General features: G+C 66.9%; 11 protein-coding genes. 6 read left to right on the top strand and 5 right to left on the bottom strand.

Translation table 11 applies throughout. The features are described from left to right. Positions 1–118: 118 nt before the first annotated feature. Complete coding sequence (locus I6N89_RS08535; protein ID WP_207017883.1) at positions 119–1,084, top strand: hypothetical protein; 966 nt, start codon at positions 119–121, stop codon at positions 1,082–1,084. 37 nt (positions 1,085–1,121) lie between these two features. Here I6N89_RS08535 and I6N89_RS08530 read toward each other — a convergent pair whose 3' ends face one another. From I6N89_RS08530 to I6N89_RS08515, 4 genes are read right to left on the bottom strand one after another with little or no spacing between them, the layout of a single operon-like run. Further along, the gene (locus tag I6N89_RS08530; RefSeq protein ID WP_207017882.1) at positions 1,122–2,714 is read right to left on the bottom strand and encodes an ATP-dependent DNA ligase; all 1,593 of its coding nucleotides are present in this window, start codon (positions 2,712–2,714) and stop codon (positions 1,122–1,124) included. Next, positions 2,711–3,733, bottom strand: a complete 1,023-nt coding sequence (locus I6N89_RS08525) for a ligase-associated DNA damage response exonuclease (protein ID WP_207017881.1) — start codon at positions 3,731–3,733, stop codon at positions 2,711–2,713. The genes I6N89_RS08530 and I6N89_RS08525 overlap by 4 nt, the downstream gene beginning before the upstream one ends. A 37-nt stretch (positions 3,734–3,770) precedes the next feature. Further along, complete coding sequence (locus I6N89_RS08520) at positions 3,771–4,748, bottom strand: alpha/beta fold hydrolase (protein ID WP_207017880.1); 978 nt, start codon at positions 4,746–4,748, stop codon at positions 3,771–3,773. A 1-nt stretch (position 4,749) separates the two neighbouring features. After that, positions 4,750–5,040 carry an SCP2 sterol-binding domain-containing protein gene (locus tag I6N89_RS08515; protein WP_207017879.1) on the bottom strand — a complete coding sequence of 97 codons (291 nt, stop codon included), beginning with the start codon at positions 5,038–5,040 and terminating at the stop codon, positions 4,750–4,752. Between the two features lie 123 nt (positions 5,041–5,163). Here I6N89_RS08515 and I6N89_RS08510 point away from each other — a divergent pair, with 123 nt between their 5' ends. The 5 genes from I6N89_RS08510 (at position 5,164) to I6N89_RS08490 (ending at position 10,248) form a co-directional block, all read left to right on the top strand. Continuing rightward, positions 5,164–5,673: a hypothetical protein gene (locus tag I6N89_RS08510; RefSeq protein ID WP_207017878.1), complete on the top strand. Its 510-nt coding sequence runs from the start codon at positions 5,164–5,166 to the stop codon at positions 5,671–5,673. A gap of 28 nt (positions 5,674–5,701) precedes the next feature. Then, the gene (locus I6N89_RS08505) at positions 5,702–8,656 is read left to right on the top strand and encodes a helicase-related protein (protein ID WP_207017877.1); all 2,955 of its coding nucleotides are present in this window, start codon (positions 5,702–5,704) and stop codon (positions 8,654–8,656) included. After that, positions 8,657–9,049 carry an RNA-binding S4 domain-containing protein gene (locus tag I6N89_RS08500; RefSeq protein ID WP_207017876.1) on the top strand — a complete coding sequence of 131 codons (393 nt, stop codon included), beginning with the start codon at positions 8,657–8,659 and terminating at the stop codon, positions 9,047–9,049. A gap of 60 nt (positions 9,050–9,109) precedes the next feature. Further along, positions 9,110–9,448, top strand: coding sequence for a ferredoxin FdxA (fdxA, locus tag I6N89_RS08495; protein WP_207017875.1), 339 nt, complete (start codon positions 9,110–9,112; stop codon positions 9,446–9,448). 290 nt (positions 9,449–9,738) lie between these two features. Further along, on the top strand, positions 9,739–10,248 hold the full coding sequence (locus I6N89_RS08490; RefSeq protein ID WP_076702946.1) for a CarD family transcriptional regulator: 510 nt from the start codon (positions 9,739–9,741) through the stop codon (positions 10,246–10,248). Between the two features lie 167 nt (positions 10,249–10,415). Here the strand turns inward: I6N89_RS08490 and I6N89_RS08485 are convergent, their stop codons facing one another. Further along, on the bottom strand, positions 10,416–12,290 hold the full coding sequence (locus I6N89_RS08485) for a monovalent cation:proton antiporter-2 (CPA2) family protein (protein ID WP_207017874.1): 1,875 nt from the start codon (positions 12,288–12,290) through the stop codon (positions 10,416–10,418). Positions 12,291–12,343: the final 53 nt, after the last annotated feature.

Genomic DNA, 12,343 nt, shown 5'->3' with positions numbered 1-12,343 from the left:
TTCACGCGGATTTGGGCAAAAATCTTTCGACGGCGCGGTGTGAGCGGGTAGAGTTTTTCTCAGTGCCCCGTGAGGAGAGGGGCGTTTTGTGAATGTGCGATTTCGGGAGGAGACGATCATGACACAGAAACCCATTCTCTACGGTGCCATCGGCATTCTGGTGGGCTTTGTCGGCGGCATCGCCATCGGCAGCGCCACCAGTCAGAGCCGGGTCGGCGAGGCGGTGAGCCAGGCGCTGGCGCCCGCGCAGGCGGCGAACGAGAGCGCCGCGGCATCGCAGCAGGAGGCGCTGACCGGGCTGGGTGAGCGCATCGCGGCGCTGGAAGCGGCGATCTCCGAGGAGGGGGACGGCAACGACCTGACCGCCCGGCTCGACGCGCTGGAAACCGGCATGCAAGAGCGGCTCGACGCCCTGTCGGAGCAGGCCGAGGCGCAGTCGCAGGCGGTGCGGGGCGTGCTGGCGGATCTCTCCGGCGGCATGGAGGAGGCGGCGCAGATCGCCGCCGCCGCCGTGGCGACACGCAGCGGGGGTGTCGGCAATGACGGCGGCGGCCCGGCAGCGGCGGGGATGATGGTCACCGATCCGCTGGGCGTGGGCGAGACGGCGCTTTTCGACGACGGCCGGGTGCGGGCCTTTGTCTCGCGGCTCGATCCGCAGGGCGGCTCGGTGCGGCTGGCGGTCAATGGCGGGCTGGTGGCGCTCGGCGCCGGCGGTTCCGCGCCAGTGGCGGGCGGCGATTGCTCGGTCGCGGTGATGGCGCTGCGGGACGGGCGGGTCACGCTCGGGTCGGATTGCGGTGGCGCAGGCGAGCGCGCGGAGGCGGCGCCCGCCGAGGCCGGCAAGGTGCCGGAGGAGGGCTATCGCCCGGGCCATATGGCGCGGCTTGCCGACGGGGCACTGCGCGTCTATGTCTCGGGGCTGGGCGCGGACGGCTCGGCGGCGCGGCTGGCGGTGAACGGGATCGAGACGGAGATGGTCGCGACCGGATCGTCGCTGGAGGTCGAGGTCGACGGCAAGGCCTGCTCGGTCACGGTGACCGGCGTCGGCGGCGGTCTGGTCGGTCTTGAGGGCGCGTGCGGCTGAGCCCAGGCCCGGTGGGCAGATTGCCCACCCTACGGCGTCACCCGTATGCGGTGAGCATGTCACGCAGATCGGCCAGCGTGTTGGCCTCCTGCGCCGGCTTGTCGCGGCGCCAGCGTGCCATGCGGGGAAAGCGCAGGGCGAGGCCGGATTTGTGGCGCGGGCTGGGCTGGATGCCCTCGAAGGCGATCTCGAAGACCAGCTCGGGCCGCACCTGCCGTACCGGGCCGAAGCGTTGCAGCGTGTTGCGCCGCACCCAGGCGGTGATCTCGTTGAACTCGGCATCGGTGAGGCCGGAATAGGCCTTGGTGAAAGGCACCAGATCGTTGCCGTCCCAGGCGGCAAAGGTGAAATCGGTGAAGAGGTTGGCGCGGCGCCCGTGGCCCTGCTGGGCATAGATCATCACCGCATCGACACTGAGCGGATCGAGCTTCCATTTCCACCAGTCGCCCTTTTTGCGCCCGGCGAGATAGGGGGCGTCCAGCCGCTTCAGCATGAGCCCCTCGGCGCGCTGCTCGCGGGCGGTGGCGCGGGTGGCGGCCAGCACCTCCCAGCTGTCGAAGGCGATGCGCGGCGAGGCGCGCAGCGGCGCGTCCGGCGGCAGATCGGCGAGCAGCGTATCGAGCATGGCGCGGCGTTCGGCAAAGGGGCGGTCGCGGATGTCCTGTCCCTCCGACTCCAGCAGATCATAGGCCAGAAGGATCACGGGGGCATCCTTCAGCAGCTTTTTCGGCACAGTCTTGCGCCCGATGCGCTTTTGCAGCGCGTTGAACGGCAGGGGCTGGGCGCCGTCCCAGGCGACGAGCTCGCCGTCGAACACATGGCCGGGCGGCAGGAAATCCGGGACGCGGGCGAATTCCGGGAAGCGGTCGGTCATCAGCTCTTCGCCGCGCGACCAGACGTGATGGGCACCGCCGCGCAGGATGAGCTGGCCGCGAATGCCGTCCCATTTCCATTCCGCCAGCCAGTCCTCCGGCGCGCCCAGCGCCTCGGGCGCGCCGTCGAGCTGATAGGCGAGGTAGAAGGGATAGGGCCGGCTGTCATCGGCCTGCGGGTCGGGCGCCTCGATCAGCGCCTGCCAGGTGGTGGTCTGCGGTGTCCAGTCGCCCATCAGCCGCAGCGCCAGCGCCGCCTCGTCCTGCCCGGTGGCCTGCGCCAGCGCGCGGGTCATCAGCTTGCGGCTGACGCCGATGCGGAAACCGCCGGTGATCAGCTTGTTGAAGAGAAAGCGCCCGGTCTCGTCGAGCCCGTCCCAGGCGGCGAGGATCTGCGCCTTGCGGGCGTCCTGATCGACTTGAGAAAGATCGACCAGAGTATTGATCCAGTGAGATAATGTGTGGTCCGAGGGGGATGAGGGCGGCGGCAGGATCAGGGCGATGGTCTCGGCCAGATCGCCGACCACCGGATAGCTTTCCTCAACCAGCCAGAGCGGCAGCCCGGCGCGTTCGGCGGCCCATTCGCGCAGCTGCGTGGTGGTGACCGCGCGTTTCGGGCGCCGCCCGGAGAAGAGCGCGATGGTCCAGAGTCGGTCTTCCTCCGGCGCGTTGCGGAAATACTCGGCCAGCGCGGCGGTCTTGACCGAGGTCTTGGTGCTCTGGTCGATGGCGGTAAAGAGCCGGGAGAAGGCTTTCACGCGGCATCCTCCCCCGATGTGGCGGACTCGTCTTCCTCGCCGCCGAACTCGGTCGGCACGACCTGTGCATCATAACCCTGCGTCGCCAGCCAGCGGCTGAAGATCTCGGTGTAACCATGCGTAACGAATATCTTTTCCGCGCCGGTTTCGCGAATGGCGCTATGCAGATCGCCCCAATCCGCATGATCGGAGAGCACAAAGCCCCGGTCGGCGCCGCGTCGCCGGCGCACCCCGCGCAGGCGCATCCAGCCCGAGGCCATGCCGGTGGCGGCCCGCCCAAAACGCCGCGCCCAGGTCGATCCCAGCGCCGAGGGCGGCGCGATCACCATCGCGCCAGGATGGGCTTTGACATCGAGATCCGGCGTCGCGTGTCTCGTTTCGGGCAGCGCATAGCCCTGCGACCGCAGCACCGCATTGGTGTTCTCCACCGCGCCATGGGTGAGGATCGGGCCGATCCCGGGATCGAGCAGCGCCAGCAGCCGCTGCGCCTTGCCGAGCGAATAGGCCCCGAGGATCGAGGCGCGGCCCTCGGCGGCATTGGCCGCCCACCACCCGTTGATCTCGGCGGCAATCTCCTGCTGCGGGCGCCAGCTGAAGACCGGCAGGCCGAAGGTGCATTCGGTGATGAAGGCGTGACAGCGCACCGGCTCGAACGCCTCGCAGAGCCCGTCCGGCGCCAGCTTGTAGTCGCCCGAGACCACCCAGATCTCGCCACCCACCTCCACCCGGATCTGCGCCGAGCCGGGGATGTGGCCGGCGGGGTGAAAGGTCACCGTGGCGCCGCCGATGCGGCGGCGCTCGCCAAAGCGGATGGTGTCGAGCGCGATCTCGCCCAGCCGGTGGCGGATCACCGGCGCGGCGGGTTCGGTGGCGAGATAGGCGCCATGGCCGGGGCGGGCATGGTCCGCGTGGCCATGGGTGATCAGCGCCCGGTCGACCGGGCGCCACGGGTCGATGTGGAAGTCCCCCGCCGGGCAGTAGATGCCCCTGTCGGTAAAGGTCAGAACCGTTGCGCTCATGCGCCGCAACCTAGCACGGCGCGTCGCGCGGGCCAGATCAGGCGCTCAGCGCCTCCTGGCCGTCGCAGGGGCGGCCTTCGAAGACCTCCACCATCTGCTGCGTGATGTGGCGGCGGGTCGCGGTTTCCTCCATCAGCACCTCGTGCCGTCCGTTCGGCACCGTCTCCAGATGCCCGCCGGGCCAGGCCGCCATGCGGGCGATGATCCGGGGCACATCGACGATGCGCTCATTGGCGCCGAAAAAGGCGATACAGGGCATATCGGGCGAGGGCATCCGCGCCAGCGCCAGGCATTCCGCCAGCGCCTGATGCAGCCAGCGCAGCGAGGGGCCGCCGAGCTGGAGGTCGGTGATCGCGTTCACCTGCCGCTGCATGTAATCCCAGCCCCCGCGGTCGCCGGTGAGCTGGTTGGTCTCGAAGGTCTCGGTGGCGACATAGCTCGCCGGGCCGGTGGAGGGGGTGTAGACATGGCTCAGCCCGACCCGCGCGCTGCCCCAACCCAGCGCCCAGGCGGCGGAGCGCAGCGGCCCGGGCAGGCGAATCCCCCACATCGGGCCGGTAAAGGCGCAGGCGGCCACCGGCAGCCCCTCATGCAGGGCGCGCAGCCCGATGCAGCCGCCCATGGAATGCGCGGCGAGGAAGAAGGGGCGCGGCAGCGCCAGCGCGGCGGCGGCGTCGAGCACCGCGGCCACGTCGGTTTGGTAATCGTGGAACACGTCCACATGGCCGACGCGCCCGTCGGGCAGCATGCGGTCGGCGAGCCCCTGGCCGCGCCAGTCCACCGTCAGCGTGTGATAGCCCATCTCGGCGAAATCGCCGGCGACGCGGCCATATTTCTCGACATATTCCGTGCGCCCGGGGAACATCAGTACCGTGCCCTTGGCCTCCTGCGCCTCCTGCGGCCCGGGATAATGGGCCACGCGGATGCGCAGCCCGTCCTCGGTCTGCATCCAGTAGGCACGGGCACCGACCGGGCCATCGGCCAGCTCGGCATGAAAGGGCGCGTCTTGCATCATGTCAGGAAAAAACTCCACCGAGGCGCATCGCGGCGCCCATATCACCGTCAATCGAAAGCCGGCCCGACATGAAGGCGCTCGTCGGATTGAGAGAGCCCTCGATGATCTGCCGGAATGTGCCGGTATCGGCGGTCAGCGTGACATCGGCGGCCTCGTCGCCTGCGCGGGCGCCGTCTGCATCCACAAGGATGCTGCCTTCGCCCTCGATCACGAATTTGGCCACGCCGTCGAACCCCCGCCCATCCATCTTTGCGTTCAGCGCCTCGACCGCTGCGGTCACGATGTCGCTCATTCCTTGGTCCTTCCTTCACGAAATCCTGTGCTGGCATTCCAGCATGTTCAGGGTACACTCGGAAGCATGAGCATGGGTCGAAGCAAGATCAAATCTACCGTAGCGGCGTTTTCCGCCCTAGTCATGTTTTCCATACCCGCCTCTGCCACCGCGCAGGACCGGGCGGGAGAGCTGCTGGAAGAGCTCGGCGCCGCCGAGTCGGAGGCCCAGGCGCAGCGACTGGAAAAGGCGCTTTATCTGGAGTGGTCGAAATCCGGATCGGCGGCGATGGATCTGCTGCTCAAGCGCGGGCAGGATGCGCTGGAGGTGACCGATACCGCCTCGGCGCTGGATCACCTGACCGCGCTCACCGACCATGCGCCGAATTTCGCCGAGGGCTGGCATGCGCTGGCGCTGGCCTATTATCAGGCCGAGATGTTCGGCCCGGCGATGGATGCGCTGGAACATGTGCTGGCGCTGAATCCCCAGCATTTCGGGGCGTTGCGCGGCGTGGCGGCGATGCATGAGCAGCTCGGCAACGAGGCGCTTGCCTATGACGCCTATACGCAGGTACTGGAGCTGCGACCGTTTGACGAAGAGGTGACCGAGGCACTGGAACGGCTGGCTGGCCGGGTGCAGGGCATCGAAATCTGAACCTCTGACAAAAGAACAGGGCGGTACCATGCCCCAGCGCGCACGGGTTGCGGCCGTTCTCGGCCCGACCAATACAGGCAAGACCCATTACGCCATCGAGAGGATGCTGGCGCATCGCACAGGCATGATCGGCCTGCCGCTGCGCCTGCTTGCCCGCGAGGTCTATGACAAGGTGGTCGCGGCGCGCGGCCCCTCGGTGGTGGCGCTGGTCACCGGCGAGGAGCGCATCGTGCCGCCGCGCGCCGCCTATTGGGTCTGCACGGTCGAGGCGATGCCCGAGGGGCTGGGCTGCGATTTCGTCGCCATCGACGAGATCCAGCTTTGCGCCGATCCCGAGCGTGGCCATGTCTTCACCGACCGGCTGCTGCGCATGCGCGGGCAGCACGAGACGCTGTTTCTGGGCTCCGACACGATGCGTGGCCCGATTGCGGCGCTGGTGAAGGGCTGCGAATTCATGCGCCGCGAGCGGATGAGCCAATTGAGCTATATTGGTTCGAAAAAGATAAGCCGCATGCCGGCGCGCTCGGCAATCGTCGGGTTTTCGGTCGATAATGTCTATGCCATTGCCGAGCTGATCCGACGCACCAAAGGCGGTGCCGCAGTGGTGATGGGGGCGCTCAGCCCGCGCACGCGCAATGCGCAGGTGGATCTCTACCAGAATGGCGAGGTCGATTATCTGGTGGCCACCGATGCCATCGGCATGGGGCTCAATCTCGATATCGACCATGTGGCGTTTTCCTCGCTCACCAAGTTCGACGGGCGGCGCATGCGTGAGTTGCAGCCCAACGAGCTGGCGCAGATCGCCGGGCGCGCGGGCCGGGGGATGAAGCCCGGCACCTTCGGCACCACCGGCGATGCCGGCCAGATCCCCGAGGACTGGGTGGAGGCGATCTGCAATCACAGCTTCACGCCGCTGCGCAAGCTCAACTGGCGCAACCCGAATCTGCGCTTCGGCTCGATCCCGGCGCTGATCGACTCGCTGGAGCAGGCACCGCAGGACGACTGGCTCGTCAAGGCGCGCGAGGCCGACGACCTGCAAGTGCTGAAATCGCTGGGGCAGGAGGCCGAGGTGCTGGCGCGGGCCGGCAATCCGGCCTCGGTGCAGCTCTTGTGGGATGTCTGCCGGATTCCGGATTTCCGGGGAATCAGCCATGCGGAACATGCTGGCCTGTTGCAGGTTATCTTTCAGCACCTGCACGAACGCGGTACGATACCGCATGATTTCATGGCGCGGCAGGTCAAGCGGATCGACCGCACCGATGGCGATATCGACGCGCTGTCGAAGCGATTGGCATATATCCGCACATGGACCTATGTGGCGCAGCGGCGCGGCTGGGTCGATGACGAAAGCCATTGGCGCGAGGCAACCCGCGCGGTAGAAGACGCTCTATCCGATGCGCTCCATGCGCGTCTGACGCAAAGATTTGTAGATCGGCGGACATCCGTATTGCTCCGCCGGTTGAAGCAGAAGGAGGCCCTCTTGGCCGAGGTGAACGACAAGGGTGAAGTGACCGTCGAAGGCGAATTCGTCGGTCGGCTGGAAGGGTTCCGGTTCCGGCAGGATCAGGGCGCGACAGGGCAGGAGGCGAAGACGCTGAAGCAGGCGTCGCTCCAGGCGCTGGCACCGCATTTCCATCTGCGGGCGGACCGGTTCTACAACGCGCCGGATACCGAGATCGATTTCACCGAGCAGGGTGGTCTGATGTGGGGCGAGCAGGCGGTGGGCCGGCTTGCCAAGGGTGACGACGCGCTGAAACCGCGCGTGGTGGCCTTTGTTGACGAGATCGCCGGGCCGGATGTGATTCAGAAGGTGGAACGCCGCCTTCAGCATTTCATCGACCGCAAGATCGCCGCGCAGTTCGAGCCGCTGCTGAATCTCCAGCGCGACGAGACGCTGACCGGTCTTGCGCGGGGCTTTGCCTTCCGCATGGTCGAGGCGATGGGCATCATCCCGCGCGGCCAGGTGGCCGACGAGGTCAAGCAGCTCGACCAGGACGCGCGCGGCGCGCTGCGCAAGCACGGCATGCGTTTCGGTCAGTACACGATCTTCATGCCGCTGCTGCTGAAGCCGGCGCCGACCCGGCTGCGGCTGGTGCTCTGGTCGCTGTTCACCGATCTCGACACCTTCCCCGAGGCGCCGCCGCCCGGGCTGGTGACGGTGCCGAATATTCGCGACGTGCCGATGCAGCATTACACGCTGGCGGGCTACCGCCCGGCGGGCGAGCGTGCGATCCGCATCGACATGCTGGAGCGTCTTGCCGATCTCTTGCGCGCGCAGGACAGCCGCGGTGGGTTCGAGGCCAATCCCGATATGCTCTCGATCACCGGCATGACGCTGGACCAGTTCGCCGACCTCATGCAGGGACTGGGCTACAAGGCCGAGAAGGGCGAGCGCGAAAAGGTGCGCAGCGCCGATCAGGTCGTGACCGAGGACTCGCAACCCTCTGGCGAACCGGGTGAAAACGAGCCAGTCATGGATGCGGCACAGGAGGAGGAGAACACCCCCGCCGCCGCGCCGGATGCCGCCGACACACCGCCTGCCGCCGATGCGGTGCCGGGCGCCGAGGGGTATGACGACGAGGGCGTCGCGCCGATGGCCGAGGGTCCGGAGGCCGTCGAGGTCGACGATCACATCCCTGAGGCCGACGATACCGATCTGCTGCCGGGCAGCGCGCCCGACGAGGCGCTGGCCGGCCCCGAGATCGAGGCCTTCTATACCTTCACCTGGGGCGGCAACCGCAATCGCGGCCCGCGCCGCGAAGGCGGGCGCGACGGTGGCCGTGGCGAGCGCCAGCATGCCAAAGGCGGCGGTCCGCGCGGCAAGGGCGGCGCGCCCAAGGGCAAGGGCGGCAAGCCGGGCAAGGGCAAGCCGCAGGGCCAGAAGGGCGCCAAGACCTACGAATCGCGTCCCCGCAAGGAAGACAAGATCGACCCGGACAACCCCTTTGCCGCCGCGCTCATGGGGTTCAAGGGCAAGTCGTAAGTGGCTGACGCTCCCGCCGCTCCCGCCAAGCTGCGCATCGACAAATGGCTCTGGCAGGCCCGCTTCTTCAAGACGCGGAGCCTTGCCGCCAAGGCCGTGTCGGGCGGGCTGCGGGTCAACGGGCTCAGCGTGTCGAAACCGGCCTTTGCCGTGGGGCCGGGCGATGTGCTGACCTTCGCACAGGGGCGCGTTGTGCGGGTGATCCGCGTGGTGGCGCTCGGCACGCGGCGCGGGCCGGCACCGGAGGCGCAGGCGCTGTACGACGATCTCGACCCGCCGGCCGCGCGCCCGCCGCAACCGGTGGAGCCGCCGGCACCGCGCTACGAGGGCGGGGGCCGCCCGACCAAGCGCGACAGACGTGCGCTCGATGCGCGCCGGGATATGCTTGAATGATCCGGCGGGCTGGATTAGCTAGACGCCCTAGACGCTAAAGCCTCATACGGACGGATCGCCATGACTTATGTGGTCACTGAGAACTGCATCGCCTGCAAATACACCGACTGCGTCGAAGTCTGCCCCGTGGATTGCTTCTACGAGGGTGAGAACACGCTGGTGATCCATCCCGACGAATGCATCGACTGCGGCGTCTGCGAGCCGGAATGCCCGGCGGATGCGATTCGGCCCGATACCGAGCCGGACATGGAGAAATGGGTCGAGTTCAATCGCAAGTATTCCGAGATGTGGCCGGTGATCATCTCGAAGAAAGACCCGATGCCCGAGGCCGACGAGCGCGACGGCGAAGAGGGCAAGATGGAGAAATACTTCTCCGAGGCGCCGGGCGAGGGCGGCTGAGCCGCGATTCGCGGCAGGCGCGCCAAAGCGGTTGCCTTCGGATGAGGAACAATCTGCAATAACTTGAATCCATGGAGATTCTCTGTTTCCCGCATTGTTGTGGGAAACGCCTTTCATTTGTGCTATAATGTTTGGCACACATGACGGATCCATGCACACACGACCGGGGCGCTCGGCGCACGGGGGAATAGCGAAGACGCGCAAGTTTTCAGGCGAACGGGATGCAACGCATATCCGTCCGTCTTTTCTGTCGCTGTGTGGTATGGTTTGGCTGCTGAGGACGCTGTTGAATGACCAAAACCAAGAAAAACGAATTCCGCCCGAATGATTACGTGGTCTACCCTGCGCATGGCGTGGGTCAGATCATGTCGATCGAGGAGCAGGAAGTCGCCGGCATGAAGCTGGAACTGTTTGTGATCTCCTTCGAAAAGGACAAGATGACCCTGCGGGTGCCCACCCACAAGGCGACCGAAATCGGCATGCGCTCGCTCTCTACGCCCGACGTTGTCAGCCAGGCGATGAAGACGCTGAAGGGCAAGGCCAAGGTCAAGCGGGCCATGTGGTCGCGCCGGGCGCAGGAATACGAGCAAAAGATCAATTCCGGCGATCTGATCGCCATCGCCGAGGTGGTGCGCGATCTGCACCGCGCCGACGACCAGCGCGAGCAGAGCTATTCCGAGCGTCAGCTTTACGAAGCGGCGCTGGAGCGGCTGACCCGCGAGGTTGCCGCCGTGTCCGGTGGCGACGAAGTGGCCGCCGCGCGCCAGGTGGACGAGGTCCTGGGGCTGCGCGCCGCCTGAACATCTGTCAGAGAGACAACGGAAAAGCGGGCTTCTGGCCCGCTTTTTTGTTTTGGTGGGGCGGTGGGCAGATTGCCCACCCTACGGGCGATGGCGCGGCGGCCTGCGGCCTTGTTCCGCGCCGGGCAACACTCAGCCGTAGAATGGGCAATCTTGCCCACCTCCCCCTATGCCGCGTCGTTCTTCTGCTCCGCCAGCGCGGTATAGAGCGCCGTTTCCAGATCTTTCTCCAGCTCCTGCGCGCGCTTGATATAGGCCTCGTTCTTCGCCGACGGGATGTTCGGATCCCAGAGCTGCGCCAGCTCGCGCACCGTCTCGCGGTCGTGGTGATAGAAGGTCTCCTGCGCGATCGCCGCCTCGTATTCCGTCATCCCCACTTCTTCGAGCACATAGCGCCCGGCGCGCAGCGAGCTGTCGAACATCTCGCGCACGATCTTGTCGGCGCCGGCCTGGTAGAGCTCATAGACATGCGTGCGGTCATGGGCGCGGGCGACGATGAACACGTCTTCGCGCATCCGGCGGGCAAAGCGCACTAGCTTGGTGGTGGATTTCGGATCGTCGAGCCCGGCCACCAGCACCTTGGCATCCTTGATCCCCGCCGCATGCAGCAGCTCGGGGCGGGTCGGGTCGCCGAAGAAGCCGCGATAGCCGAAGCGGCGCATGAGCTCGATGGTCTGCATGTCGTGGTCGATCACCACGGTCTTGTAGCCCGAGCTCTGCACCAGCCGGTTCACGATCTGCCCGAAGCGCCCGATGCCGGCGATGATGATCGGCCCGTCGGCCTCGACCTTGTCGGCGGGCTGTGCGTCGCGTGCCTCGTCGATCCGGCGCGAGGCCTTGTCGTAGAGGATGAAGAGCAGCGGGGTGATCAGCATCGACAGCGCCACCACCAGCAGCAGCCGCTGGCCGAGCGTCTCGGTGAAGATATTGAGTTGCAGCGCGAAGGAGATCAGCACGAAGCCGAACTCGCCCGCCTGAGCCAAAGACAGGGTGAAGAGCAGCCGTCCGCGCCGGCGCAGCCGGAACACCAGCGCCAACCCATGCAGGATGGCGCCCTTCACCAGTATCAACCCCAGCGCCAGCCCGAGGATGGTTACCGGTTCGCGCATGAAGGCGCCGAGGTCGATGCCGGCGCCCACGGTTATAAAGAACAGTCCCAGCAGCAGCCCTTTGAAAGGCTCGATATCGGATTCCAGCTGGTGGCGGAATTCCGAGTTGGCCAGCACCACCCCCGCCAGGAAGGTGCCGAGCGCCGGCGACAGGCCCACCAGTTCCATGAGGAAGGCGATGCCAGCGACGATCAGCAGCGCCACGGCGGTGAACATCTCGGGCAGACGGGCGGAGTTGATATGGCGGAAGAGCGGCCGCGCGCCATAGATGCCCGCCAGGATGATCAGCGCCACAGCGGCCAGCGTCACCAGTGCCACGCCCCAGCCCGGCAGCCCCTCGACCAACGACATGCCGTGATGGGCGTCGGCAGCCTCGGCCACCGGGCGCTGGATCGAGCCGTCGGGTGCGAGGCTGGCCGTGGTCTCGACCGCCAGCAGCGGCAGCACCACCAGCATCGGGATCACCGCGATATCCTGCGTCAGCAGCACCGAAAAGGCCGAGCGCCCCCCCGAGGATTGCATCAGCCCCTTTTCGCTGAGCGTTTGCAGTACGATGGCGGTGGAGGACAGGGCAAAGACCATGCCGCAGGCCAGCGCCGTGGGCCAGCTCAGCCCCATCGCCATGGCGGCGGCCATGACCGCGAACATGGTCAGCAGGATCTGCGAGCCGCCGAGCCCCACCAGCCTGTGCCGCATGTCCCAAAGCGCGCGCGGCTCCAGCTCCAGCCCGATGATGAAGAGCATCATCACCACGCCGAACTCGGCGAAATGGCGCAGATCGTCGGTGGCGGCGACCAGATGCAGGACGGGGCCGATGACGATGCCGGCGAGCAGATAGCCGAGGACGGAGCCGAGACCGAGCCGCGCCGCGATCGGCACCGCGATCACCGCGGCGGCAAGATAAACCGAGGCCTGAAAAAGAAATCCGTCCATACCCGTCCCATTTCACTCAATCCGCAACATGATGTGCCAGCCGACCGGTCAAT

Origin of the sequence: Salipiger abyssi, from assembly GCF_017311415.1 — a bacterium.
GTDB lineage: Bacteria > Pseudomonadota > Alphaproteobacteria > Rhodobacterales > Rhodobacteraceae > Salipiger > Salipiger abyssi_A.
The sequence above is the reverse complement of the archived record's forward strand: the minus strand, read 5'-3'. Positions and strand labels throughout refer to the sequence as shown.

Bases quoted from the DNA above. Each gene is read 5' to 3' on its own strand.
- I6N89_RS08535 (WP_207017883.1), top strand. From the start codon at position 119: ATGACACAGAAACCCATTCTCTACGGTGCCATCGGCATTCTGGTGGGC.
- I6N89_RS08525 (WP_207017881.1), bottom strand. From the start codon at position 3,733: ATGAGCGCAACGGTTCTGACCTTTACCGACAGGGGCATCTACTGCCCG.
- I6N89_RS08520 (WP_207017880.1), bottom strand. From the start codon at position 4,748: ATGATGCAAGACGCGCCCTTTCATGCCGAGCTGGCCGATGGCCCGGTC.
- I6N89_RS08515 (WP_207017879.1), bottom strand. From the start codon at position 5,040: ATGAGCGACATCGTGACCGCAGCGGTCGAGGCGCTGAACGCAAAGATG.
- I6N89_RS08510 (WP_207017878.1), top strand. From the start codon at position 5,164: ATGTTTTCCATACCCGCCTCTGCCACCGCGCAGGACCGGGCGGGAGAG.
- I6N89_RS08505 (WP_207017877.1), top strand. From the start codon at position 5,702: ATGCCCCAGCGCGCACGGGTTGCGGCCGTTCTCGGCCCGACCAATACA.
- fdxA (WP_207017875.1), top strand. From the start codon at position 9,110: ATGACTTATGTGGTCACTGAGAACTGCATCGCCTGCAAATACACCGAC.
- I6N89_RS08490 (WP_076702946.1), top strand. From the start codon at position 9,739: ATGACCAAAACCAAGAAAAACGAATTCCGCCCGAATGATTACGTGGTC.
- I6N89_RS08485 (WP_207017874.1), bottom strand. From the start codon at position 12,290: ATGGACGGATTTCTTTTTCAGGCCTCGGTTTATCTTGCCGCCGCGGTG.